Annotated in this window: 20 protein-coding genes; 9 read left to right on the top strand and 11 right to left on the bottom strand. The window is 45.1% G+C overall.

All coding sequences use genetic code 11. The features are described from left to right. The first annotated feature begins 3 nt into the window (after positions 1–3). The 5 genes from GJS45_RS01625 to GJS45_RS01605 all read left to right on the top strand — a co-directional run bounded on the left by GJS45_RS01625 (position 4) and on the right by GJS45_RS01605 (position 5,764). Complete coding sequence (locus GJS45_RS01625; protein ID WP_162339692.1) at positions 4–1,899, top strand: sialidase/neuraminidase family protein; 1,896 nt, start codon at positions 4–6, stop codon at positions 1,897–1,899. Between the two features lie 222 nt (positions 1,900–2,121). Next, on the top strand, positions 2,122–2,358 hold the full coding sequence (locus tag GJS45_RS01620; RefSeq protein WP_162339691.1) for a DUF433 domain-containing protein: 237 nt from the start codon (positions 2,122–2,124) through the stop codon (positions 2,356–2,358). Beyond that, positions 2,355–2,708: a DUF5615 family PIN-like protein gene (locus GJS45_RS01615; protein ID WP_162339690.1), complete on the top strand. Its 354-nt coding sequence runs from the start codon at positions 2,355–2,357 to the stop codon at positions 2,706–2,708. The genes GJS45_RS01620 and GJS45_RS01615 overlap by 4 nt, the downstream gene beginning before the upstream one ends. A gap of 1,086 nt (positions 2,709–3,794) precedes the next feature. Continuing rightward, complete coding sequence (locus GJS45_RS01610) at positions 3,795–4,742, top strand: alpha/beta fold hydrolase (RefSeq protein WP_202928016.1); 948 nt, start codon at positions 3,795–3,797, stop codon at positions 4,740–4,742. 41 nt (positions 4,743–4,783) lie between these two features. Continuing rightward, positions 4,784–5,764 (top strand): DUF2279 domain-containing protein, encoded by a 981-nt coding sequence (locus GJS45_RS01605; RefSeq protein ID WP_162339689.1) that lies wholly within the window; start codon positions 4,784–4,786, stop codon positions 5,762–5,764. 250 nt (positions 5,765–6,014) lie between these two features. On the opposite strand, the gene GJS45_RS01600 is transcribed toward GJS45_RS01605, so the two are convergent. The 4 genes from GJS45_RS01600 to mnmA form a co-directional block, all read right to left on the bottom strand. Further along, entirely contained in the window at positions 6,015–8,126 is a 2,112-nt protein-coding gene (locus GJS45_RS01600) for an outer membrane protein assembly factor BamB family protein (protein WP_162339688.1), read from the bottom strand. 951 nt (positions 8,127–9,077) lie between these two features. After that, positions 9,078–10,562, bottom strand: coding sequence for a M28 family peptidase (locus tag GJS45_RS01595; protein ID WP_162339687.1), 1,485 nt, complete (start codon positions 10,560–10,562; stop codon positions 9,078–9,080). Between the two features lie 43 nt (positions 10,563–10,605). Then, positions 10,606–11,322 (bottom strand): pseudouridine synthase, encoded by a 717-nt coding sequence (locus GJS45_RS01590; protein WP_162339686.1) that lies wholly within the window; start codon positions 11,320–11,322, stop codon positions 10,606–10,608. 1 nt (position 11,323) lies between these two features. Next, positions 11,324–12,538: a tRNA 2-thiouridine(34) synthase MnmA gene (gene mnmA / locus GJS45_RS01585; protein ID WP_162339685.1), complete on the bottom strand. Its 1,215-nt coding sequence runs from the start codon at positions 12,536–12,538 to the stop codon at positions 11,324–11,326. Positions 12,539–12,657: 119 nt separating this feature from the next. Between mnmA and gndA the strand changes: the two genes are divergently transcribed. Next, positions 12,658–14,559, top strand: a complete 1,902-nt coding sequence (gndA, locus tag GJS45_RS01580; RefSeq protein WP_162339684.1) for an NADP-dependent phosphogluconate dehydrogenase — start codon at positions 12,658–12,660, stop codon at positions 14,557–14,559. 27 nt (positions 14,560–14,586) lie between these two features. Then, the gene (gene arfB, locus GJS45_RS01575; protein WP_162339683.1) at positions 14,587–15,003 is read left to right on the top strand and encodes an alternative ribosome rescue aminoacyl-tRNA hydrolase ArfB; all 417 of its coding nucleotides are present in this window, start codon (positions 14,587–14,589) and stop codon (positions 15,001–15,003) included. Between the two features lie 84 nt (positions 15,004–15,087). Here arfB and GJS45_RS01570 read toward each other — a convergent pair whose 3' ends face one another. Both GJS45_RS01570 and GJS45_RS01565 read right to left on the bottom strand, forming a co-directional pair. After that, positions 15,088–16,131 carry a branched-chain amino acid aminotransferase gene (locus GJS45_RS01570; protein WP_235954540.1) on the bottom strand — a complete coding sequence of 348 codons (1,044 nt, stop codon included), beginning with the start codon at positions 16,129–16,131 and terminating at the stop codon, positions 15,088–15,090. Between the two features lie 19 nt (positions 16,132–16,150). Continuing rightward, entirely contained in the window at positions 16,151–16,678 is a 528-nt protein-coding gene (locus tag GJS45_RS01565; protein ID WP_162339682.1) for a YfiT family bacillithiol transferase, read from the bottom strand. A gap of 134 nt (positions 16,679–16,812) precedes the next feature. Here GJS45_RS01565 and GJS45_RS01560 point away from each other — a divergent pair, with 134 nt between their 5' ends. Then, the gene (locus GJS45_RS01560; RefSeq protein ID WP_162339681.1) at positions 16,813–18,222 is read left to right on the top strand and encodes an aminotransferase-like domain-containing protein; all 1,410 of its coding nucleotides are present in this window, start codon (positions 16,813–16,815) and stop codon (positions 18,220–18,222) included. On the opposite strand, the gene GJS45_RS01555 is transcribed toward GJS45_RS01560, so the two are convergent. The 4 genes from GJS45_RS01555 to GJS45_RS01540 all read right to left on the bottom strand — a co-directional run bounded on the left by GJS45_RS01555 (position 18,223) and on the right by GJS45_RS01540 (position 22,737). Then, positions 18,223–20,751 carry an outer membrane beta-barrel family protein gene (locus GJS45_RS01555; RefSeq protein ID WP_235954539.1) on the bottom strand — a complete coding sequence of 843 codons (2,529 nt, stop codon included), beginning with the start codon at positions 20,749–20,751 and terminating at the stop codon, positions 18,223–18,225. Between the two features lie 12 nt (positions 20,752–20,763). Beyond that, entirely contained in the window at positions 20,764–21,645 is an 882-nt protein-coding gene (locus GJS45_RS01550; protein WP_235954538.1) for a helix-turn-helix domain-containing protein, read from the bottom strand. Positions 21,646–21,750: 105 nt separating this feature from the next. Next, positions 21,751–22,122, bottom strand: coding sequence for a cupin domain-containing protein (locus GJS45_RS01545; RefSeq protein ID WP_202928015.1), 372 nt, complete (start codon positions 22,120–22,122; stop codon positions 21,751–21,753). Between the two features lie 75 nt (positions 22,123–22,197). Further along, positions 22,198–22,737 (bottom strand): helix-turn-helix domain-containing protein, encoded by a 540-nt coding sequence (locus GJS45_RS01540; protein ID WP_162339680.1) that lies wholly within the window; start codon positions 22,735–22,737, stop codon positions 22,198–22,200. Between the two features lie 392 nt (positions 22,738–23,129). Here GJS45_RS01540 and GJS45_RS01535 point away from each other — a divergent pair, with 392 nt between their 5' ends. Continuing rightward, on the top strand, positions 23,130–23,987 hold the full coding sequence (locus GJS45_RS01535) for a sensor histidine kinase (RefSeq protein ID WP_162339679.1): 858 nt from the start codon (positions 23,130–23,132) through the stop codon (positions 23,985–23,987). A 487-nt stretch (positions 23,988–24,474) separates the two neighbouring features. On the opposite strand, the gene GJS45_RS01530 is transcribed toward GJS45_RS01535, so the two are convergent. Then, positions 24,475–26,844: an outer membrane beta-barrel family protein gene (locus GJS45_RS01530; RefSeq protein WP_162339678.1), complete on the bottom strand. Its 2,370-nt coding sequence runs from the start codon at positions 26,842–26,844 to the stop codon at positions 24,475–24,477. Positions 26,845–26,951: the final 107 nt, after the last annotated feature.

The raw sequence follows: 26,951 nt of genomic DNA, 5'->3' as shown, positions 1-26,951 counted from the left end.
CCTATGAACATAAGATTAAGCCCCATACATAGCTTTTTGGTTGCCCTGTTATTTGGGACATTTGCAGGCAATGCAGGTTCTGCGTTAGCCCAGCCAACCGATTGGAGAAATATTGAAAATGGCTCGGTCATTCCTGACAAAAGCTATAGTGACCAGCCTTATATCGTAAAAACGGATGACGGAGCCTGGTTATGCGTGATGACTACCGGAGCCGGGCATGAGGGCGCCAGTGGACAGCATATCATCAGCCAGCGAAGTGTTGACCAGGGCCTTACCTGGGAAGATAGGGTAGAAATAGAGCCCGCAGATGGACCTGAGGCTTCTTATGCCGTGCTTTTAAAAGCTCCTTCAGGCCGGGTATTTGTATTCTACAACCACAATACCGACAATCTCAGGGAGGTGAAAGGGGATGATCCTCCTTACAAAGACGGTATCGTGAGAAGGGTGGACAGTCAGGGCTATTTTGTTTTCAAATATTCTGACGATCACGGCCGATCCTGGGCGGAAGGGAGGTATACCATTCCCGTGCGTGAATTCGAAATTGACCGAAACAATCCCTATCAGGGGGATATCCGCTTTTTCTGGAACGTTGGAAAAGCCTTTTCCCATAAGGGGACTGCCTTTGTTCCGCTGACCAAAGTTGGCGGCTTTGGGAACGGGTTTTTCACCTCCAATGAAGGGGTATTGTTAAAGAGTGATAATTTATTTACAGAATCAGATCCCAATAGGGCTGTTTGGCAAACCCTGCCTGAGGGGGATATTGGTCTGAGAACCCCTGAAAAGGGAGGGCCGATTGCTGCTGAACACAGCTATTCCGTACTAAGTGACGGTTCCTTCTTTGTGGTTTACCGTTCGCTGGACGGGCACCCGGTATACAGTTACAGCCGGGATCAGGGCAAAACCTGGGATCCTCCGCAGTACATGAGGTATGCAGATGGGCGCTTGATGAAACATCCCCGGGCAGCCAATTTTGCCTGGAAATGCCAAAACGGAAAGTTTCTGTATTGGTTTCACAATCACGGGGGTAGATTTATCAGCGAACATCCCAATCCGGGATCCATTGGCTACAATGACAGAAATCCCGTGTGGATAGCAGGAGGAAAGGAAGTAGATGGGGATGATGGGAAAATCATACAGTGGAGTCAACCCGAAATCCTGCTTTACGATGATGACCCCTTGATTAGAATAAGTTATCCTGACCTGATAGAGGCCGATGGCAACTATTATATGACCGAAACCCAGAAGGACATTGCCCGCCTCCATCAGATTGATACCCGCTTTCTCAACACCCTTTGGAATCAATTCGACGCCGTCTCCCCGGTGAATGATGGGCTAAAAATAAATTGGCGGGGAGAAGGTTCAGCGCTACCTGCGGAGCTGTCTGCAGCAGCTATGCCTTCTTTTCGGATCAGAGATACCAACACAGCCGATTACAGGGGCAAAAACACTACGAATGGTTTTACCATTGAAATGGGATTTGTGCTGAATGAACTCAGTATTGGTCAGGTGCTGGCAGATACCAGAGATGCTTCGGGCAAAGGCTGGTGGATAAGCATTTCGGAAAATGAAACGGTGGAATTTCAAATGAACGATGGCCAGACACGGGCTATTTGGAACGCTGACCCCGGATTATTGAAGCCCGGTACGCGCCATCAGGTTAGTATCATTGTGGATGGAGGGCCAAAGATCATCGCATTCGTAGTAGACAAGCGCTTCAATGACGGGGGAGAGGACAGGCAATTTGGCTGGGGCAGATTCAGCCCGTTTTTTCAGTCTGCCGCAGGTTCACCTACCTTACGGGTAGGCCCTTCCCTAAATGGAGAAGTGCACTACCTACGATTTTTCGATCGGGCACTAATGGTCACCGAGGCCCTGGCCAGCCAGCTATTCCAGGAGTAAGGGACTCAATACAGGCCAAAGTATTTTAAATTGTACGGGATCGAAGGGACGGTATTACGGTCTGGAAATTTCAATTTTCTGGCAATAATTACAAACTAAATGTATAAACATAGTTAAATTGGCTTAGGATTGCAAGGCGAATAAAGTGCACTTTGCACTTTATCGGAATGTTGAACTTCATTGATAGAAACCAGTTAATTGAATATTTCGTACCTTTAGCCTATGGAAAATCAACTTATAGACAGAATTACAGTTAATCCAGAAATTTGCCATGGGAAACCTACGATTAGGAATAAACGATACACGGTGGATTTAATTCTCGATCTTTTGTCTGCCGGGTCAACGCATGCCGAAATACTGGAAGATTACCCTAAACTGGAAGAAGAAGATATCTTGGCCTGTTTAGCCTACGCAAGAAAAATAACAAAGTATTCAAGTTATACTAAAATTTCAGGATGAGGCTGATTTTGGATGCCCAACTTCCAGTAAAGCTTTGCGAAATACTGAAACAGCTCGGGCTGGAATCTATCCATGTAGATAAACTCCCAAAAGGTGATGAAACACCAGATATGGAAATATCCAAATTTGCTGATTTTGAAGACCTTATTGTAGTAACCAAAGATGTTGACTTTTACCACTCGTATATGGCTTTAGGGAGGCCGAAGAAGCTATTCCTAATCACAACTGGAAATCTGAAAAACAGGCAATTATTTGACTTATTCAGAAATAATGCTTTGATAATTAAGAATGCTTTGAATAAAAGTAGCTTCGTGGAACTAAGCAACGAAGGCATAATCGAACATGAATAAGAAGAGAGCACCTCATAGCATAAGAAGCCATAGCCACAAAATGGCATCACGCAGTCCAAATCTACAATTTTTATTCAGACGTAGATATGCATGATAAACAGGCCTATTTCATTCCAGATTCCTGAGGCGGAGTTAACGTCTATCAGGGAAGCTTTAAGATGGATCTTTCCAGGCTGCAACGGCTGCGTTTAGGACCCTTTTGAAAATTACGTGAATCCTTTATATTCCTTGACCGACTTCATAAGCCCCTCACTGCGGTTATGAACATCAATGCCGAGGTTCAGAAATCCGCTGCTTCAATCCGGAAATTCAACGGTTCGCTTCCAACCTTCAACCGCTCATTTTTTTTATTCAGCGGTGCACCTTTTAGGTGAAACCTTGCATAAAAAAGGAGCAATAAGCTGCCAAAAAACTTCCACGATTCACCTCAAAATCGAAACGTTGCATATAAAAAACTAACAGGCCGGGTTCTGAGGGGCAGGTTTCGGGTTCAGAAGTCCCTATTTTTATAATAAAACCGAAAATTTCCGGTAAAAATGTCAGGCATTTGGTTTTGGAAACAAAACGTTGTCTGTTTTTAGTAAAAATCTTCGGTTTTGAGGTTCAGAAGCCGAGTTCCGAATCGAAACGTTTGATATTTTTTATTCAAGCCTGTCAGTTTTTGGTGAATGCTTGTCAGTTTTTAGTCCGGGCCTCCATTTATAAAGACTGCAGCTGCGGTTTGGAGCACTCTTTGGGGACGTTGGAAGTGCCTGTTTTGGCTATTTTTACGCCAGTTATATGTCAACAGAAGGCACTATACTACCCCGATAAGCCGAACCGCTTACTACCCGTGAATAGAAGGGACTGAGCAAAGGTGATATTCAAATAAAATATCCACTTCCCGCTTGCCTCTTAATCCGAAATGATTAATTTGAAAGCGCAAAGAATAGGGGAGGGTTTGGTACAGTTGGTGATTTTTTGTTTTATGCAAACATGGTATACAGATCCAGCACCCGCTCGCTTGATTTATGTGCCTTTGGTAAACAGATATACGAGTTGTCCCCCATTTAATATCGAAATATTGTATATCCATGTTTTTATGAAATGATTAATAAGAAGAAAAAGATGTTTTACTCTCTAATTGGGTTTTTAGCAATTATTCTAATTTCACTTTTGATTGCTTTTCCTTCTTATAAAAAGCAAATGAAAGAAGCCAGTGAAAGAATAAAAAGCGAATCGCGGCTTCTTAAAACAAGATTTGGAACGATGGAATATGCAATGAGGGGCAAAGGAAAGCCAGTCTTGTTAATTCACGGTGCGGGCGGTGGATTCGACCAAGGTTTGTGGCTTGGACAAATTTGTCTTGATGGCGATTACCAGTTAATTGCACCCTCAAAGTTTGGCTACCTTAATTCAGACATTCCAAAAGAATATTCGGCAAAATTACAGGCTGAACAATATCGCATATTATTGGATTCTTTGGGTATTAAAAGAGTCATTGTAATCGCTGTGTCTTCCGGAGGTCCTTCTGCTATGCAGTTTGCATATGATTTCCCGGAACGGGTCGAGAAACTGATTTTGATGAGTGCAGTTAGTATGCCGCCTAATGCGAACGACAAGGCCCCATTTTTTATAAAAATCATACAAACTATACAGAAATCAGATTTTGCCTATTGGATTTTTACAAAAGTCTTCAAGCCTCAAATATTGGGTTTGATGGGAATACCTGCAGATAATTATAAAAAGTTTACTGCCCCACAAAAACAGCTTGCCAATGAGATGCTGGATTTAATGCACCCTATGTCCTTACGTCACGAGGGGACAGTAACTGATGGTTTGATTATTAAAGATTTTGTGATTCCTGATAAAATTGATGTTCCCACCCTTATAATTCATTCAAAAAATGATGGTTTAGTAAGTTATAGCCATGCTGAATTTACGCATCAACACATTAAAGGCTCAAAACTCATCCTTTATAAAAATGGCGGGCATGGTGGAATTTCTGAACTGGAAGATGCTCGAAAACAAATAGATACATTTCTAAGTGATTAATATATGCATACATGTCAAATATTATGTAAAAAATAATCCCTATGAGATTAGCGGGTTTTTTAATGATTATTTTGTTTAAACTTTCAGTTAAAGTGCATGAAAAAATGAAACACATAATTGCCAGTTCTCTTTTGCTGTTTTGTTTGTTGCCATGTAACCTTTCTGCCCACGAAGTTGAATCTCCAGCGGACTCAAGCAAGGTTGAGAAAAGTACGCTTTATAAAGCGCTGACTTTTATAGGCGCTTATTATCCAACTTCCATAATAGTTATGAACAATACGTGGTATAAAGGCAAGGAAAGCGTTCCGTTTCATTTTTACAACGATAATGCAGGGTATTTGCAGGTCGATAAGTTTGGGCACATGTTCGGTGGTTATGTATATAGCTATATCGGTTATTTCGGGTTATTAAAGCTGGGTGCCACCCGAAAAGAGGCCCTTATTTTTGGCTCAACTTTGGGTTTTGTTTTGCAATTTCCGATTGAAATAATGGACGGATTGCATGAAGGCTATGGCTTTTCGTGGGGTGATATTGCAGCGAATACTATGGGTTCTGCATTGGTTTTTGGTCAAGAGCTATTGTTCCGTGAGCAGATGGTAAAGTATAAATTCAGCTACTGGGAATCGGAATATTCAAAAAACTCGAACGGGTACTATGGCGAAACAACAATGAACCGTTTACTTAAAGATTACAACGGTCATACCTATTGGTTTTCGATGCCTTTAAACAAGTTAGTTTTCAAACAATCCACACCTCCGTGGTTAAACATCGCTGTTGGATATGGCGCCAATGGTATGTATGGCGAATTTGATAATATTACAAGTTACAACGGTGTTCCCATTCCTGAAACCGAACGATACCGTCAATATCTTCTTTCGCTTGACATCGACTGGACAAGGATAAAAACAGATTCGCAATTTTTAAAAGCTTTATTCAAAGGAATGGCATTTGTCAAATTACCTTTCCCTACAATAGAATACAACTCTAAGGGTCAGTTCAAAGGATACTGGATTTATTATTAGAATGAAATGACGGCAAATTTAAAAAAATGGGGGCCAATCATGTAGATGGCCCCTCCTGATTTGGCTGACGGGGAGTGCCTCACATAATTTATCGCAAAGATCGGGACCACCGTACGTAGGGGTCTGTCGCGATCCTGCACCCCGGCTCCTCCCTAAAATGATTCGCCGCGGCGCATCATTTCTTAATGCTCTGCCCCAGTCATCGGATTGTAGGTTGCGACCACCTGAATGACATATAATCAAGATTGCCTCACTCCGGAAGGCTAAATACAAACAGAGCCCCCTCCGGGTGGGGTTTTAGTTTCGAGCCTCCTACAGAGATGGCCAGGTATTGCTTGCCATTCACCGCATATACACTGGGCGTAGCATGTCCCTCAGCAGGTAGCTGGTATTCCCAGAGTACTTGTCCGTTGTCCTTGTCAAAAGCCCGGATTTTGGCATCAGCAGTGGCAGCAATAAACAGGAGTCCTCCGGCGGTTACGACCGGACCGCCATAATTCTCCGTGCCGGTAATAGGGATTCCCCGTTCAGTCAGCGCTTTGTATTCTCCCAGCGGGACTTTCCATTTGATGGTCCCGGTATTGAGATCGACCGCATTTAAGGTCCCCCAGGGCGGCTTGATGGCGGGATATCCTTCCTCATCGTTCCAGCGTTGGAAACCGCGAAAGACGTAAGGTGGCGCATTATCGTCCCGATTATCTATTGAGCCAATAGCCTTTTCTTCATTAAACAGGAATGCCAGGATGGCGTCCAGGCGGGATTGCGAAACCTGATCAAAGGCAGGCATACGTCCTCCTCCCTTTTTCATTACCTGCATAACCGTTTCCCTGGTTAATCGGCTGGAGACGGCTTCAAGGGAAGGAAAGCCGCCGGCTGGGTTGCCTTTACGATCCGTTCCGTGACAGGAGGCGCAATGGATCAGGTATTGCTTTTCGCCGGCAGGCAAGGGGCTGCCATCGGCCTTTTTGGTGGGAACCAGCTGGTAAAACCAGGGGATCTCATTAACATTCACATACAGAATTCCATCGGGATCTGCCGCAGCACCACCCCATTCCATGCCGCCATCGTATCCGGGAAACATGATCGTTTGGTCCGTACTGGGGGGAGGGTAGGCCCCGAAATTTTCCGATTGACGGAATACTTCTTTGCTCATTTGCTGCGCTCTGGGAGAAATGGTCGAAAAGTCCTCCTCCGTATATTCCTGCCGCATCAACGGCGGTGGCTTGGTTGGAAAGGGTTGTGTGGGCCAGGTTTGGATTTCGTCAATTTTAGTTGCCGCTTGTGGACGTTCTTCAATCGGCCAAAGGGGTTCTCCGGTAAGCCGGTCAAACACAAACAAAAGGCCCATTTTCGTGCCGACAGCCACAATGTCAACCTCTTTTCCCTCGTGGGTTACCGTCAGCAAAGTCGGTGCTTGGGGGATGTCCATATCCCACAGATCGTGATGCACGAGTTGCTGGTGCCAAAGTCGCTTCCCCGTATTCGCATCGAGGGCAATGAGCGAGTTGGCAAATAAATTTTCTCCATACCGGCCGCCTCCATAAAAATCCGGACCGGCTGTCTCGGTGGATACATAGACAATGCCGCGCGGTATATCAATAGCCAGACCCGACCAGTCAGAGGCCCCTCCGGTCTTTTCCAAATAGTTTTCCGGCCAGGTATCGGATCCAAATTCACCTGGTCGGGGCAGGGTATGAAAAATCCACCTTCGCTTTCCGGTACGAATGTCAAAGGCACGCATTGCACCCGGGACATCTTCCCCTACATTGGCTCCAATGATAAACATATCCTTGTAAATTTGCCCGGGGGTGTTGAGCGTTACATTCGGTTTGCCCGGGATGTCCATTTCGGCACCCAGGTGGATCGATCCTCTTTCGCCAAAAGAGGCAATGAGTTCGCCCGTTTTGGCATTCAATGCAAAAAGCCGGTTTCCTTTCATGGTGAGAATGCGCCCACCTTCACCATCATGCCAATACATCAGCCCCCGTTGGTCTCCATCCGCAAGGGATTCATGATTCCCGGAAGGATCAAACGTCCAGTGTACCTTCCCTGTCGCCCCATCCAAAGCCACCACCCGGCTGTGTGGGGTAGCCGTGTATAGCCAACCGTCGACAATAAGGTTATTCGTTTGATAATTGGCAGCCTCACCAGTTTTATAGGTCCAGGCCAATTCCAATTGAGCCACATTACCTTTATTTATCTGGTCCAGCCTGGAGTACTGATTGCTGGTCGGGTGACCCAGATAGGTCGCCCAGTCAACCCCGGCACCTTCTGGTTTGGTTTGGCTACAGGCAGCCGTGGATAAAACCAGGAAACAACCGGCGATAAGGTTATATAGTGAAAAATAGGATTGGTTCTCCATGGGTTACCGGATTAGTATTTGGTGCATATATTATTAACCTGAGTTCGACCGAATTTAATAATAAAACCGTTATTCCGGGAATTAACTTTTTAAAAAATGTAGAAATCGGGATGATGGTAAAAATACGTCATCGGTAGGGTGCGTTTTAGAATAATAAAACCTATCGAGAACATTCCATGCACCCGCGGCAGTCTGAACGGATACGTCTACGTCCGGCGTATTCCATGGTGATTCTTCAAATTCCTGGCGTAATCGCTTCGATTCAGATTGCTTCGCAAGGCTCGCAATGACGACTGATACCGTCACTGCGAGAATTAACATTTTAAAAAACGCAGAAATCGGGATGACGGTGTAATTTTGAAGTGATTATATCATATTGAAAACCAAATACTTATAAAATACGTCATCGGTAGGGTGCGTATTTTAATAACAAAAGCTATCGAAACCATCCCCTGCACCCGTGGCAGTCTGAACGGATACGTATATGTCCGGCGTATTCCATGGTCATTCTTCAATTTCCTGGCGTAATCGCTCCGTGTCAGATCGCTTCGCTGTGCTCGCGATGACGACCGGAACCGTCACTGCGAGAATTAACATTTTAAAAAACGCTGAAATCGGGATGACGGTGTAATTTTGAAGTGATTATATCATATTGAAAACCAAATACCTATAAAATACGTCATCGGTAGGGTGGGTTTTTGAATAACAAAACGTATCGAAACCATCCCCTGCACCCGTGGCAGTCTGAATGGATACGTTTACGTCCGGTGTATTCCATTGTCATTCTTCAATTTCCTGGCGTAATCGCTCCGTGTCAGATCGCTTCGCTGTGCTCGCGATGACGACCGGAACCGTCATCGGTAGGCCATGCTTTACACCCAGCACGAATTCACCGGATCCGCAATCAAAAATCAGCCGGGGAAAGACGCTTTTATTTGGTCAAATCAATACTCAATCCCCATATAAGGTTTTGGAAACCGGTTCGTATTTATCCCCCGCATTCCAAAGCGGTTGATTGGGATCATTGGCAATGTTTTCCGCCGATAGAATATAGGATTTCCAATACTTGAGGGCATAGTCCAGGTCAAAATTAGCTACTTCATCGGTCACCTGATGGTAATGGGCCGCCACATCCTGGTCGAAAGCGGTAAAACCCAGGCTGAAAGTAGGAGAGGGGATCCCTTTTTTTGCAAAATTCACATTGTCGGAGCGGTCATACAAGCCCTGTTCCGGAGCGGGGTCTGCGATGGCTTCCAATCCAAATGCCTCGGCCGCGTCCCGGATGTGATGATCGGCAGAGGTTCTGCCCAGTCCGATTACCGTTACCAGGCTGGTATCATTGTAGCCGGCGTTGTCAATATTGAGGTTAAAAATGATAGTTGACAAGTCCAATGGTGGATTATCGGCAAAATACCCCGATCCCAGCAACCCTTTTTCTTCTGCCGTCCATGCACACAAAAGGACCGACCGTTTGGGAGGGTTTTCGCCAAAATAATGAGCAGCCTGAATCAGTGCGGCGGTACCGACGGCATTGTCTCTGGCACCATTGTAGATGGAATCTCCTTCTGCATTGACGGCTCCTATGCCCAAATGGTCGTAATGGGCAGATAACATGATATACTCCTCCTTTAGGTTTTCATCTGTTCCCGGGATAACGGCCACCACATTTTTTCCGGTAATCTTTTTGTTGATTTTACCGGCAACCTGAATTTTCATGGTATTGGCCCCTGCATTCATGGCATTGATTATTTCGCCGGTCAAATCCTTCATCCACAAATAGGGAAAAGCTTTATCCGCATCCGGGTTGGTGTCCAGACCCATTTGCGGTTTATTAAGGTAATTCACCAAAAGACTCCAGGGAGTGGTGGGCACATTGTACATTTCGATCAATCCCAGTGCCCCTTTTTCTTGGGCAAGTGCTGTTTTTTCCCGGCCTGCGGCAAAGAGTTCGGAGGGAGATAGTCTGTCAGGAGCACCCACCCGGACTACTACCCATTTTCCGGCCACGTCCTTGTCTTCATAATCCTCTTCCAGCCCATAGCCGGCCACCACCAGTTCAAATTCACCGGAAATGTCCTGGCCTCCCAGCACCAAAAGCTCATCTCCATGGTTTAAGGTGTCCTGATTCCAATGGATTTCACCAATTTCCGGAGGGCTGGAGTACATGAAAGGAATCTGCTGATAATACCCGTTTAAGCCCTCCATAGGCCGGGCACCGTATTTTTCAAATTGGTTGGCAATATAAAGGGCTGCAATATCTATTTCAGGCCGGGCGGGATCCCTGCCCATCAATTCGTCGGCAGCCAGAAATTTAAAGTGGGAGAAGGCTTCGGCTTCCTCTAGAATTGCATCTATGTTTTCTTTTTGGGCGGTGGCCTGGAAAAAAGAAAACATCATTAAACAAGCGAAGCCAATGGATACTAGTTTGATGTTCATGTCGTCCTTTTTATTTTAAATATAGGTAATTATTTTTGGGCAATCAGGGAAAAAATTCCCTTGGCTCCCAACCCAATTTTTGGCTCATTTCCTGAAAATGAGTCGGTGCGGGAGCCTGAATAGTAATCTTCTCGTTGGATTCTGGATGGTTAAAGGCCAGTTTCCAGGCATGGAGCAGCATAAAGCGCATCTGGAAATGACGGTCGAAAAACTTGTTTTGCTTATTATCCCCGTGGGTCTTGTCTCCAATGATGTAATGGCGTATATGGGCAAAATGCCTTCTGATTTGGTGCATTCTTCCGGTATGCGGATAGATTTTCACCAGAGAATACCGGCTGCTGGCATACCTGTTGGAGGAAGGGTAAGGGATTTCGGTTTGGGCCAGGGTCCAATATTCTGTCAGCGCTTCCTGAAGTTCAAATTCCAAATCTTTTGCCAGGGGCTGGTCAATCAGCGCATGGGGCTGCGGCATGTAACCCCGAACGATCGCCAGGTATTCTTTATTAATAGAAGTACCAGCAAATTCGGGTTGTAAGCGGGAAGCGGCTGCTGCATTTTTAGCAAACAGCAGTACACCAGAGGTAGGCCGGTCTATTCGATGCAAGGGATACACCTTATACCCTACCTGCTTGTGTAGTAGATCAACGGCAAACAAGGCATCCGGGCTTCGTTCCAGAGGGGTTTTGTGTACCAATACGCCTACAGGCTTGTTTACCGCCAGGTAATCGTTATCTTCATAAAGAAGGGGTAATTGCCTCATATCAGGCAATGACTCCGGACCCAATGGCCTCATTTTCTTCGTACCAGGCCACAAATTGCCCCGATGCAATCCCACGTTGGGCATTTTCAAAAAGGACATACAAGCCGTTTTCTTTCCGCTGAAGGATGGCTTTGGATAAGGGTTGCCGGTAACGAATCCTGGCGAGGTATTCAGCCGATTCACCCACCTGTAAGGCCTTGTCGGGACGGATCCAGTGGATATCGTCTGTGGGTACAAACAAACCATACCGCAGTAAACCGGGGTGTTCTTCTCCCATACCGGTATAGATAATATTATTCCTTGTGTCGGTGCCTATGACAAATAAAGGTTTTCCGGTTCCTCCGATGTTCAGCCCCTTTCGCTGCCCTATGGTGAAATAGTGAGCCCCATTATGTTCACCTACCATTTCTCCATCGCTTTCCTTATAACTAGGGGGATGGCAAATCTCTTCCAGGAGCTGCTGATCATAGTCGGCCGGATCCATCCCGGCTGGAACTTGTTTGGCTTGGTACAGGGAGGAGGACTCAGGCACAGCGATCACTTTTCCCTTTTTTGGTTTTAATTGTTGCTGCAAAAAGTCGGGCAGCCTTACTTTGCCGATAAAACACAAGCCCTGGCTATCTTTCTTTTCAGCCGTTACCAGGTCCAGCGAGGCAGCAATTTTTCGGACCTCCGATTTTTGAAGGTGACCAATCGGAAAAAGGGCCTTGGATAGTTGCTCCTGATTTAGTTGGCATAAGAAGTAACTTTGATCCTTATTAGGGTCTGCCCCTGCCAACAAGCGGTAAACCTTTTCGCCATTAATTTCTTCCTCTGCTTTTTGACAATAATGACCGGTGGCCACAAAGTCTGCCTTCAGTTTCAAAGCTGTTTTTAGAAAAATATCAAATTTTATTTCCCGGTTGCAGAGAATATCCGGATTGGGTGTTCTGCCAGCCTGGTATTCTGCAAACATGTAATCGACTATCCGTTCCTTATAATCCTCGCTCAGGTCAATCGCCTGAAAAGGAATGCCGAGCTTTTGAGCTACCAGCATGGCATCCGTACTGTCTTCTTCCCAGGGGCATTCGTTGGATAAGGTCACGGATTCATCGTGCCAGTTTTTCATAAACAAACCAATGACTTCGTATCCCTGATCTATTAACAAGCTGGCCGCGACTGAACTATCCACGCCTCCGGAAAGTCCTACGACCACTCTTTTTTTAACTTGATGCATCTTTTACCTTTTCCGGGGTTAAAATTTCAACTATAACAACAAAACCGGAACCTATGGTTCAGAAGGCAAAATTAGTCATAAAATTGATTTGATCCGGGTGAATTTTGCTAATTTCGTGTATGATTATAGTTCTTTACGGTGTCACTGGCTGTGGGAAAACCACCATCGGAGCCTTACTTTCTGCTCAACTTAATGTCCCTTTTTACGATGGGGATCATTTCCATCCGGTTGCCAACAAGCAGAAAATGAATGCTGGAATTCCCCTGACCGATGAGGATCGTATTCCCTGGCTGAAGAATATTGCCGGCAATATGATCTCCTGGGAAAAGCAGGGAGGTGCTGTTTTAGCTTGTTCGGCACTGAATGAAAAATACCGCAAGATATTAAAGGTAGTACCGCAGATTCATTGGGTATTACTGCAGGGCAGCAAAAGCCTGATCAAATCCCGGTTGGCCAGTAGGATAGGGCATTTTATGAATCCCGCCCTCCTGGATTCGCAGATGGATACCCTGGAAATCCCCGATTATGGCTGGAAAGTATCGGTAAAAATGAAACCGGAAAATGTGGTGGAAGAAATAACGAAAAAATTGAGCACAATGGAAAGTAAATCCGAAATAGGCATCATAGGAATGGGAGTCATGGGAAAAAACCTGGCCCTCAACCTGGCTGATCATCAAACCAGTCTGTCGATTTATAATCGGCACCTACCGGGCAAAGAGGAAAAAGTAGCGCAAAAAGTATTGGAAGCCAATCCGGGTCTGAGTCAGGTGCGTGCGTTTGGTCAGTTGAAGCCTTTTATGGAAAGCCTTCAATCACCCAAAAAGGTATTGATGATGATTCCGGCCGGAGAGGTCATAGATCACCAAATTGATGAATTATTACCCTTTATGAATCCGGGTGATTTGCTAGTGGATGGTGGCAATTCAAACTACAAAGATACCAATACCAGAAGTCGGTTTTTAAAAGAAAAAGATCTGTTGTTTGTGGGAATGGGCGTTTCCGGTGGGGAGGAAGGCGCCCGGTTTGGACCTTCTTTAATGCCCGGAGGAGATCAACAGGGCTTTTTGCAGGTGGCTCCTTTTTTAGAAAAAATAGCCGCTAAGGATTTTAAAGGCAAGGCCTGCATTACCTACGTAGGCCCCGAGGGCGCCGGCCATTTTGTAAAGATGGTGCATAATAGCATTGAATACGGGGAGATGCAGGCAATAGCAGAGGTTTATTACCTAATGCGACATTACCTGGCATTGCCCATGGAGGAAATAGCCGCCAATTTTGAATCCTGGATGGACAGCGATATGTCCAACTACCTGCTGGAAATAACCATTGATATCTTGCGAAAAAAGGAAGCTGGGGAACCCCTTCTGGATAAAATTCTGGATCAGGCCGCCCAGAAAGGAACCGGCGGATGGTCTGTGGCCACGGCGCTGGAGTACGGGGTTCCTTATGGTGTGTTGACCGAAGCCGTTATGGCCAGGAACCTTTCCGCCAGGAAGCCGTTTCGGATGATTGCCGCCGGATTGTATACGCCTGAAAAAATTTCAGGCATCGAAGGAAAAGAAGCGTTTCTGGATAAACTACAGGCCGCCTATCAGGCCACCAGAATAATCAACCACGATGCGGGCTTCTCCCTCATGTTGGAGGTATCGGAAAAAAACAACTGGAACCTGAATTTTTCCGAAATTGCCCGGGTCTGGACCAATGGCTGCATCATTCGCTCCAGGCTGATGGAAGAACTGGTGGATCTGTTCCAGGAAAACAATCGCATATTGCTTAATTATGAAGCCGTGACTGCCTTGAAAGGTTACCAAAACGACCTTTCCTATGTGGTGGGACAGGCACTTCAACATGGTTTTTCGGTCCCACTATTGTCCAGTGCCATTAATTATTTTCTGGGAGCTATTACGGCCGATTCTTCCGCCAATCTGATTCAGGCCCAGCGGGACTATTTTGGCGCACATACCTACCAGCGCATAGATGCAGATTCAGGGGAGCATTTTCACACAGAATGGAAAGCGAAATAAGCCCTTCCAATTCCAGGTAAATCAGTTATGTCCATTTTACAGAAAATAGAACAAGAATATTTTAACCCGGAGATTTCCTTTCAGGCCAGTAAAAGCAGTGGACCTGGAGGGCAGCATGTAAACAAGGTGAATACCAAAATAATACTGCTGTTCAATATACCCCAATCCAATTTGCTGCAGGATCATGAAAAGGCGATTTTACTTCGAAAATTGACGAATAAGTTGGATAAGGAGGGTAATGTTGTCGTTACCTCCCAAGACTCCCGTTCTCAAATTCAAAATAAGAAAAAAGCCATCAAAAAATTCTATGGCTTATTAAAAAAAGCATTTCATAAAAAGAAACCCAGGATTGCTACCAAACCCGGGAAAGCAGCCAAAGAAAAGAGACTAAAAGCCAAAAAAATTCAAGCTGAGAAGAAACAGCATCGGAGCAAGGATTGGTAGTTGATTTAACCAGCGGTTAGCTTATTTGACCATCGGTTAAATGCGTTTGGATTCAATGATTCAAGTTTAATCCCAGATTTAAGTTCAGGCATCCAACAGTTGATTCCAGCCGTAAGCATCCGGCTTCTTTCCTTTTCGGACCGCTGCCAGTTTATCTTTTAGCCGGTACATTCCGGCATCCGCCTCCAGGTAAGTCGCATACGATTTTCCTTGGTAGCTTATGGTTGCAATAGGTGAAATGACCGCCGCTGTACCGGCACCAAAAGCTTCGACCCGCTCGCCTTTTTCAATTCTCTCCGTAATTTCTTCTATCGCCACCGCTCTTTCTTCCACGGTAAATCCTTCTTCACTGGCCAATTTCAATAGCGAATCCCGTGTAATCCCATCCAATATGCTATCACTAAGGGCGGGGGTAACCAGTGTCTTGCCATCAAGTATAAAAAGTATGTTCATGGTCCCGGACTCCTCAATATACTTCTTCTCCTTCGCATCCAGCCAGATAATCTGGTCAAAACCTTCTTTCTTGGCATTGATTTGGGGCAGTAGAGAGGCACCGTAGTTTCCCCCATTTTTTGCCGCACCGGCACCTCCTCTGGCAGAACGAATGTAGTTGGTCTCTACCTTTACCTTAAGCGGCTTGTTATAGTAGGCTCGCATGGGCGAAAGAACAACCATAAACAGGTATTCCTGAGAAGCATCCACCCCCAATTTCTTTTCCGTAGCGATGACGAAAGGACGGATGTATAGGGAATAGTCCGGATCATCGATGACCCAATCCGATTCCATCTTTAGCAGTTCTAAAATTCCATCCATAAAAAGATGACGGGGTAGCGGAGGCATGGCCATTCTTTCCAGGGAACGGTTCATTCGTTTCCAGTGGCTCTCCATCCGGAAAATATTTATTTTACCATCCGTCATCCGAAAGGCCTTGAGTCCTTCAAATACCGTCTGACCGTAGTGAAAACACATGGCCAGAGGGGACAGGGAGATGGACTGCACCGGCGCGATGCGGTGTTCCGACCATTCCCCCTGCTGGTAAGCGGCCAGGAGCATGCGGTCGGTAGATTGAACCCCAAAAGTGAAGTTTTCAAAATCAAAGTCGGGTTTTCGGGTTTCAGTTTCGTTCATGATATATCTTACTAAATTGTTATTTTTCTATTCGTTTTGCCTGATGTATATGGGCCAAATGATGCCTGCCATGCCAGTCGTACAGGCATACACTGGCTTTTAGGGGTATGGATTTGTCCTGCTCTGGATGATAGAAACTTCTGTTCCATTGTGCTTCAGTCATATTCACCATAAGGTAAGTCCATCGTTCATGGATGCCTGTCAGTATGTTAACGGATCCTTGCATTCCAAGTTTACTATCGGCAAGATCTGCCCAAAGGTTTTCTTTGTAGGGCTTAATGACCGGATTTTCTTCCGTCAAAGCCAATTTGAAGCGCATGTAGGCGTTCATATGGCTATCGGCCAGGTGATGCACCACTTGCCGAATGGTCCATCCAGCAGGTCGGTATTTTCTTTCAAGCATTTCATCGCCTAAATTGTTTACAACTTCTAGTAAATCCTCTGGAAAATATTGAATACCCAGCATGGCCTGCTGCACCTTTTCTGTGGTAAGCTGTTCTGGGAGTTGAAACCTCCCAAGTGGGTATTTTAGTACTTCCAAATTCATTGATGCTATTTCAGGCGGAAACGAATGACCCCAATACGGAAAATCCCATTGCGAAAGCAAATAAACGAAGGAATAATGATTGGTTACAGATACAATTTATTTAATTTTGAGGGGTACAGTTAAAGCAGGTGTAAATGACATTGTATCAGGAGTTGGCGACTAATTTTGAGGGCCTTATTCACAAGGGCAGCCTAAAAGTGGGGGATAAAATGCCTTCCATTCGCACGGTGAGTAAGGAATATGGTGTGAGCAAGAATACCGTAATTCAGGCTTACCTGGTATTGGAAAGCAGATCCTGCATCGTATCCAGGCCACAGGCAGGATTTTTTGTCTGCGAAAAAGCGGATCAACGCCTTCCTGTGCCCGATGCCAGCATGCCTCAAAATCATCCCGCCGATTCGGCAGACGATGGGTTGATTGGAAAGGTATTTCGTAATTTTGTCAACAAGGAAATCACCCAGCTATCCCTGAGTGTACCCGACGAAAGTTTTTTTCCGGTGGCCCGACTTAACAAATGCCTGCAGAAAGCAACGCAAACGCTGTCCTCCGGGGGAACCGGTTACGATGATATACAGGGCAACCTGCGCCTCCGGAAAAACGTAGCCAAATGGTCCTTTACCTGGTCGGGTAATTTGGGAACCAAGGACCTGGTCACCACGTCCGGAGCCATGCATGCGATTTCCTTAGCATTTATGGCATTAACCCGACCTGGAACGCGGATCGCCGTCGAAAGCCCGGTGTATTTCGGCATCCTTCAACTGGCAAAAAACATGGGCCTGCGGGTCATAGAACTCCCTACCCATCCCGTGTTTGGAGTAAGTCCCGAAGACATAAAAGCGGTTATCGGGAAAATTGATATTTGTCTGTTGGTCAGTAATTTCAATAATCCGCTCGGAAGCTGCATGCCGGAAGAAAACAAGCGGGAGATTGTACAGATCCTGGCGCGGCATGGGATTCCATTGATAGAAGATGACCTGTATGGTGACGTGTATTTTGGAGCTAACCGACCCAAGCCCTGCAAAGCCTTCGATCAGGAAGGGATGGTATTGTGGTGTGGCTCCGTGTCCAAAACCCTGGCCCCAGGTTATCGGGTGGGCTGGATGGCTCCTGGCAAATACATGAGAGACATCTTAAAGCTAAAACTCTTCCATTCCGTATCAGGCACGGCACTGACACAGGAAGCCATTGGCCTGTTTTTGGAAAACGATCGGTACGAGCGGCATTTGCGATTGCTGCGAAAGACCCTGCATGCCAATTCCCTTCATTTTATCCGAACCATTGCGGATCATTTTCCGGCCGAAACCAGGGTAAGCCGGCCTCAGGGGGGATTTGTATTGTGGGTGGAGCTGGCGAAAAAGGTAGATACCGGAAAACTATTTGACCCGGTATTATCTCAGGGAATTAGTTTCGCGCCGGGAAGGATGTTTACGCTTCAGAACCAATTTCACCATTGCCTGCGCCTCAATTATGGCTTGCCCTGGTCCGAAAAGCTGGAGCAACAACTTATGGTATTGGGGCAGCTACTAAAAGGAGACGTTCGGTAATTAAAATTCCTTTTCGCCAAATTCGCTTTTGATAAAACGGGATTTATCACGGGAAGGATTAAGGGTGTAACTAAGGTTCAATAGCACCATATCCACCTCCAGCACGTAATTCGTGGTAGTGTAAAATTCGTTCTCCCTCCAGGTGCTGATGCGTTGCTCATTGGTAGGCAGCAGGCCCATGTCCATGTTGAGCCATTGCAGGCTGGCATTGAGCCGATCGTTCATAAACGTCTTTGTAAGTACCAGGTTGGGGGATAAAAACCGGGAATCCTCTCCCTGGGCAGTAATACGGTCCGAGAGGTAGTTTATCGACCATTGAGCACTAAAAGTAGGGGAGAAGTCATAACTGGTATTGGCATTGATGGAATAGACCCAGGCGGCGTTATTGATCGGCCGGTCATCAAAACTTCCCCTGATCCGGTAGCGGTACAGGTTTCCCCCTGCAAACAATTTCCATTTGCTACTAGGATTTAGTTCCAGGCCCACTTCCATTCCTATGGACCTCCCTGTTCCTACATTGGAATAGATTCGGTTCAAGATGGTATCGTTATAAACGGTATTTACCCGGTTGACCAGGTTTTTTACATGGCGGTAATAGGCTGTAGCATAGACGCTGTTTTCCCCAAAGTCCCGTACCAATCCGGTTTCTACCAGGTCGATAAATTCAGGTAGCAAGGTGGGATCTCCCTGTTCCAGGGTTTCGGAATGCTCCCGTTCAGGAAACGGATTCATTTTGAAGGTGGTGGTTCGTTCCACCCTTCGGCTGTAAGCCCCCTTCAGCCGGGTATCCTCTCCCAACTTATATTGTACGCTGGCAGAAGGATAAAGTAAGAAGAAGTCGTAGGTATAAAGGCTGTCTACGGTGTTGGATTTGTCCTGAAGCAGCAGTTCGCGGTCCATGTATTCCATCCGTAAACCGATGGAATAGTCCCATTTGTTTTTTTGTCCGGTTAGTTGTCCGTATCCGGAATGAATGACCCGGGTCAATTCCACATTGGAGGAAAATTCAGGAACCAATTCAAATTCGCCCGTTTCATTGTTCCTTCGCTCGTAAACAAAATCTCCCTGATGATCCAGGTTTCGAAACTGATAGCCTGTTTCTATGATTCCCCAGGGAGTTGGTTTGGATTCGTAGTCTACCTGCCAGCGAATTCCGTGCAAAGGATTGTCGTTGGTATTGTATTCGTCCTGATAGATCAGATCGGTATTTGGAAAACCCAGGTTGCGGTTGGTGGTGGGACCTCCCAGCATGGTGTATTCGTAAAGAAAAGAACTGGAAATACGGGACTCATTTTCAAAGGTATGGGAATAATCGAAGCTTCCCAGCGCGAAATCACTACGCCGAATTCGCAGGTTTTCGTTGTAATACTGCATGGTGTATAGACGCTCCCCATTAATGCTGGCATGGTTGTCAAAATACACAATATCTGCCGTCCGGTCTTTGCTCCGGATCCCTCCGTAAAAACCCAGACTGAATTCGTTGTTGGCATCCGGTGTGTAGGCTACTGTAAAGCGACCTGAATACGCTTCTTCATCGAAACCCCGCTCACCCTCTGAAGGAAAGCGCGTGGTCGTGTCTCCGCTGACGGTATATACATCTCCAATTCGCTGCCCATTGACATCATTTCTCAAATAACTGGCTCCCAGGGAAAGGTCCCAATCCCCTTTTCGGTGGTTTAGCGTAAAATCAGCGCCATACCGGTGCGGTTTTTCCTTATTATCGTAATCCTGTATGCTGGGGGCTCCTATTCGGGTATTAAGTTGGATAAACGTTCCGTCGGTGGCGCCTTTTTCCGTGGTGATATTGATAATGCCAGCCTTTCCTTCCGGATCGTATTTGGCAGAGGGTGCCGTCACCACTTCAATATTTTTGATGGCATTGGCCGGCAATTGGCCCAGGATTGACGAAGGATCCGATTGCAGGGGTTTTCCATTGAGCATGATCACAAATCCGGTGGACCCCCTGACGGACAATTCCCCTGCTGCATCGATGCTTACCGAAGGAAGGTTTCGAATCAGATCGATGGCCGTGCCGCCCTGTCCCGACCTGAATTCCGATGACTCGAACACCTGCCGGTCTAATTGGTGCATGGTGGTAAAACGAGTTCCTGAGACCTCGACCATCTCCAGCAATTGCTCGTTTGGGGATAAGGTGATGGTTCCCAGATCCAGCGACTGCCCCCGGCTAAGTGCCAGTTCCTCCATCACATAGGGGTCATATCCCATAAATTGGATGAGTAGGTAATAGGTGCCGGGTTTGGCGTCGGTTAGTTCAAATCTCCCATCCGGCGCTGTGACGGTTCCTGCCACCAGGCTGGAATCTGACCGCTCGTACAAACCGACGCTGCCGTATTCGATGGGACTGTCTTCATTGGCATCCATGAGCGTTCCCTGTATCGTAATTTGCGCAAAAATGGGAAAAAAAAGGGCCAGTTGTAAAAAGCAGGTGAGTAATACGTTTCTCAATAAGGAATTCATCTCACAAAGTAAGTTCTCAATACCTGCATTCTTACGGTAGATTATTGACAATAATGGTAGATTTTACAGTTTTGCTCGGTATTCAGTGGGCGTCAGGGTAGTCTGAGATTTAAAAAATTTGATGAAATTAGAGGCATCCGAAAAATTCAATTGATAGGCAATCTCCGCTACCGGGTATCCGGTATGGCTGAGCAGGTTTTTGGATTCGATAAGCATCCGCTCACGGATCACTTCGATGGCGGTTCCCCCGGTAGCTGTTTGACAAAGCTGATTTAGCTTGCGAATACTTATATGCATGGCCTTGGCATAGGTCTCTGCTGTTTTCATGTGCAGGTAGTTTTCCTGCACCAGTTTTTTAAACCGGGCAAATTCATCCAACACATTCGGGTGAATGGCTGCCTGCTGTAGGGGAAGCTGAATCGTTTTGTAGATCAGCGTATTTAAATGAGCGGATAAAAGGTCCAGCGAGGCATTGTTTTTAAAGTCGAGGTAAAATACTTCGGCTAATTGAAGCAGGGAAGGATCTCCCTCCGGAAGCGTAAAGGTTTCCTGCAAGTTATACAGATGGGCCAATGCCCTGGGGTAGCTGCTCAGGGCTTCTTCTTTAAATAGGATCACGTATCCCTCCGGGATTTTTGAAAAATCCCAGCAATGTACCTGACCCAGGTTCAGGTAAAATCCCATAGGAGGATGCACCTCATAAGCCAGGTCTCCCACCGTATGCTGACCGGCTCCTTTAGAAAGGTAGATCAGCTCGTGGTATCCTTCGTGTCGATGGGGTTTGGTAGGTTTGATTACCGGTTTCATTTTAGAAACCTTCAGCATCAGGCCTTTTTCGATTTTGTTTTTGCTGCCTATAATTTTCGCTTCGCCTTCCATTAATAATGTCTGATAATCGATAAAGTCCAAGGCTGATAATAAGCATTGGACGTTAAAACTAAGCATATTATCTGAAAATTTGCTACTGTTGGCTAATGAGAAAAAATAATCCCACCTGCTTCGGTCCGGGTGTAGGAGACGATTCGGGCTCATTCCAGCTACTATTAACCCTCAGTCCTCGTAACCTGATTTGATGACTGTCGAAATCATTTTGAATTGCTCATTGGCATTGAAATGATGGGTAGAATGGGCTGGAATAATGATCCCTTCGCCCAGGACCATTTGATAGACCTCCTTATCGATCAGGATTTCGGCAGCCCCGTCTATTATCTGAACATAGATATCAAATGGGAGCGATTTTTCTTCCATCTCTTGCCCGGCATCCAGGCAGGAAACCGTTATATTTCCGGTAATCTTTTTTAATATGGTTTTGCTTTTTACAGAGCGAGGTAAATATTCGATGATCTTCGAAATCACATGTGATTTTGATTTTTCTAATTCTTTGTCATCGTTATCAGTATCACCGTTATTAGAATGCATCATTATCCAATAGTTTATAATTTATTATAAATATTGAATTATTATTACTGAAAAGTATTATACATTGTAAAAATTAGTTTATAAGTTTTCAAGGTTTGTTTCCCTTCTCTTTTTCAGGGCTTTAAAATAGGAGGGGGTAAGTCCTGTAATTTTTTTGAATTGGTTGGAAAGATGTGCTGAGCTGCTGTAATTTAAAAGATGGGCAATTTGAGAAAGATTGAGCTCATCGTACAGCAGGAGCTCTTTCACTCGTTCTATTTTGTGAATGATGATGTATTGCTGTATGGTGATACCGGTAATTTCGGAGTATACATTGGACAGGTAGATGTAATCATAGCCCAATTTCTCGCTGATATAGTCGGAATAGTTGATTTTGGGGACTTCATCCGTATAATGGACCAATTCCACAATCACACTTTTTATCTTATTGATCAGGATGCTTCGTTTATCATCTAGCAATTCCAGGCCTGATTTCCGTAGATTTTTTTGCAATTTGTCATGCTGCTCCTGCGTAAGCCGTTTATAAAGCTCTACCTCTCCCAGTTCGATGCTGGTGTACGGAATGCCTAGTTTTTCTAACTCCTGCCGAACCATCAGCTTACAGCGAAGGCTGACCATGAATTTTATATGAATTTTAGGAAGATTTGTCACATTTTTAAGTTACTAATATTTATTCGAATTCACTAATTCCATTATCTGTAATTGCTCCTCTGGAAGGTGATTCCGATTGATTCCGTCTTTTGGTATACCTGTCCGTACAAACAAAGATTGCATGAACCCTTTCTGAATAATTTACAGAATAATAGAATAAAATTATATAAATCACAGGTTTTCCCTTTTCGAAGGAGTAATGGAAGACATTTCTGACGAATAAAAAATCCAGATAGGTACATGGTGGATGAGATAGTTAATTTTTACAAAAATCACCAAAAGTTATGTAATTTATTTCTATTTGATTGTTATACCTTGTAGCTAAAATTTAAATAACGACAGCTAAAAATTAGATAATAATGAATAGTGAATTTTATAAATCGGCTGGAAATAAGACAAACGGGATGGTTCCTAATAAGTCTGATAAGGTTGAATTAAGCGAAGCTGATTTTGAAAAGGTTTCCTTAGAGAATCAGCGTCTAATGGCTGAAATACGTGACTTGCAATATACAAATAAAGAATATAAATCCGTCATTTACCATATATCCCATGATTTAAATTGGCCATTAAACAATATTATTTCTTTGATCAATTTGATGATGGATACCCAGGATCCGAAAGAAATGGTGACCCTCTCCAAACCGGTGTTAAAGTCGATAAATAATTTTAAAGCGTCAATGAATGAAATTTTAAAACTAAAGGGAAAAGAAGTCGAAAAGGATGTAAAGGGCCAGGTAACGATCAAAAATGTATTAAATGAAGTGCTTGAAAGTATCAATGGGCAATTTATTAATTCCGGGGCTGTTTTGTCTCATTCCCTACAGGTAAGCCATCTAAAATTCCCGAAAAAGAATTTAAGGAGTATTTTATTTAACCTCATTTCTAATTCCATTAAATACAAATCCCCGGATCGGATCGCTACCATCCATGTCAGTACCTATAGAAAAGGAAATTATGTCGTATTGTCCGTCATGGACAATGGAACCGGCATAAAACCTCAGAAGATGGATCAACTTTTTACCAAATTCGGGACGCTTCATGACGAATCCTATCCGGGTGAAAGTCTTGGCATCGGACTCTATTTGGTGAAAAAAATGGTAGAAGAAGCAGGTGGCGAAATGGAAGCTGAAAGCGAGTGGGGTACGGGTTCTGTCTTTCACGTGTACCTACCACAGGAAGCCGTTTCACCCGGTTCCGAAGTACCCCCAACCAGCTAAAACTGACAGCCTTGAACCAAAAAGGTGAAACATTTTAACTGTAAGTTATTTTAAATTACCAAAAGCTGACTTTCTATCCACTGTTTCTCTTCGGCGGTCAGCTCATAGAGTTCATAAACCAGTTGGTCGATTTGTTTTTCCAATTCGGCCGTGTCGGCATCCGCGAGTTACATTCGATCGATCTAATAGGTAGATTAATTGGTACTTGAAACGTTCTATTTCAATCCGCATGGGTTTGACTTTAAGAAAGGCTTTGTTAAGGGCCTTTCTGGGTTTCAAGATTTGAAGGTTCATTGGTGCTATTTTTTGTCAAATTATACATTTCTTTTTGGTTTATAAATGACTCATCGAATTTTATAGCGATAGTTTGAACAGGAAGGATCGCAATTGGAATGAGGAACGCAAAATACAGTAAAAAATCCGAGCTCAAATGAGCCCGGATTAGCACTTATGTTCCAGCGATTTGGCAGGTCAGCTAAAAATACCCTTAAAATCTTTTCTGCCCGCTAAACTCCATGGCTTCGCCCTTGCCAAAGCCATAACTGATGCCAAACGTGATAAAGCGGCCCCGGAGTCGGTAATCGTACTGCGAAAAATTGTTCTGTACGGTTTCGGTTTCAAATATCCGAGAAGCAAAGGCATCTCTAATACTCAGGTTTAGTATGGTCTTTCCTTTCATGATTTTCTTCCGTATTCCGATATCAGCCAATGCATAACCGCTGATTTTGCGCTGAAAAGTCTGGTAGGCGGATTGGTAATTACCAATGAGTTCCAGGGTGAAATCTGCCGGAAGGTCAAACTTGGATGTCAGTCGGGCGGACCATTGGTCTGCGGTAAAATCAAAAGGGCTGGCCTCAAAGGTTCCCTCCCGATTGAAGTAGTTATAGTTAAAATCCCCGCTAAGTGACAACCATTCGTTGGGGGTGAATTTACCGTTCAGCTCAACTCCTGTGGCTTTGTTGGTACCAATATTCATGGGCATGGTAATGCCGACATTATCCTCAAATGTGGTCACATTCTCTACCGTCTGCGTGATATAGCGGTGATAAACGGAGCTACTTAAGGAAAGTAACTCAAAATCGAGTATTCCGGTAATTTCATAGCTATCGGTCAGTTCCGGCAGCAGGTCCGGATTTCCTGTGCGGATACTGAAATTGTTCCGGATATTATAAAACGGATTCAAGTCAAAAAGCCTGGGTCGGGATATCCTACGGGAGTACCCTCCCTGTAGGGAAAAATTATCGGCCAGCTTGTAAGAACTATGCAGGGTAGGGAAGAGGTTGGTGAAGTTTTGCTGATTTTCCAATTCGTTTTGCTTCAACAAGGTATTCAAATCCGTATTTTCTACCCGCAAGCCCAGTTTAAGTCCAAATTTGTCTCCCTCATAGGCACCGGTACTGTACACTCCCAGCACTTTTTGGGTATAGAAAAACGTATTGGTTCGTTCAGGAATTTGCTCCCATGCGCCATTCTCAAAAGTAGCGATGGAAAAATCATTATTAACATCGGTGATCAGGTACTGCCCTCCCGTCTCAAAGGTGATCTCATCCGTGATGGGCTGCGTGTAATCTGCTTTGAAGGTATATTCTGCCTGACCAAAATCCGTATCTGTCAACTGTCGGTCCTGCAAGGCCATTTCTCCGAACGAGGGGATGTTATTGAAGGTTGACATTTGATCCTTGGCAAAGGAACTTCCCAACGCACTGATCAGCAGGTAATGATCATCGCTATCGGAAAAGTCGCTTTTGTATTGCAACTCGTACTGCCATTTCGGATTGGTGGCTTCAGTGGATTCATCCCGGGTCCAGCCCGCTACCGGCCCGGAAGACCTGTTTTCAGAGGTGAAATTGCCGGTAGAATACTCGGTTTCCAATTCGTAGGCAAAATTACCGGTGAGCGAAAGGACGTTGCGATCGTTGATATGGTAATCGGTTCCCAGGATTAGATTAAAAAACGTTTCGTTCTTTTCCCCGTCACCTTTATTCCGGATGTAAGATTGTTCGGCTAAATTGCTATTGATGGTTTCAAATGTTTCCGGAAACGTTCGGTGACCAACGCCCAATTGGCTGAAAAGGTTGAATTTTTCGGTGCGTTTGTTCAGACTAAAACCCAGACTGTGATTATTGGGTACGCCGGTGTTGAGCGTCAGGGACCCGTTAACTCCTTTTTTCTCTTCTTTTTTTATGACAATATTGATGATTCCAGAGGTGCCTTCTGCATCGTATTTGGCAGAAGGGTTGGTGATCACTTCCACGCGGTCTATCATGTCTGCCGTGATGGTTCCGAGGGCATTGCCGCCGTCGCTGGCAAGGACAGAAGGTTTGCCATTGATCAGGATCTGCACGCCACCAATACCCCGGAGTTGAATTTGCCCTTCGATATTGACCGTGACAGAAGGTACGTTGTTCAATACCTCTAACGCACTGGCCCCGGTGCTACTCAGGTCCTGGCCTACGTTAAATACCCGCTTATCCAATCGGAATTCGGTGGTAGACCGCTCTCCACGAATGATCACCTCATCCATTAGTTCGCTGTCTTCTGCTAAAGGAATGGTACCCAGATTTACTTTTCCACCTGCCATGTCGTAGTCCGTAATGGTTTGGGTGATAAAGCCTATGAAACTGATCTCTATGATGAAAATTTCCTTTTGGGTGGTCAATAAAATCCCACCATCCGCTTCCGTGGTGGTACCAGCGATCATTTGGCCGTTTTCACCATCCAGGAGTTTTATGGTGGCAAACTCGATGGGCATTTGGCTGTTGGCATCGACTACCTTGCCGGTGATCTCTATATCTTGTGCCTGGAGTAAGCCCAGACCCAGCCACATGCATAAAATAAAAGGCACTTGTTTTTTCATGGGGTAGTTGTATTTACTTAACCCTACAAAGCTGCATATAAAAATACCTGTAAAGAAATGGAATCGACAAACGACGGGTATAATCAGATGAACGGCAAAGTAGTAGG

Source organism: Cyclobacterium salsum, from assembly GCF_010119245.1.
Taxonomy (GTDB): Bacteria; Bacteroidota; Bacteroidia; order Cytophagales; family Cyclobacteriaceae; genus Cyclobacterium; species Cyclobacterium salsum.
This window is presented reverse-complemented; position numbering and strand designations above follow the sequence as displayed.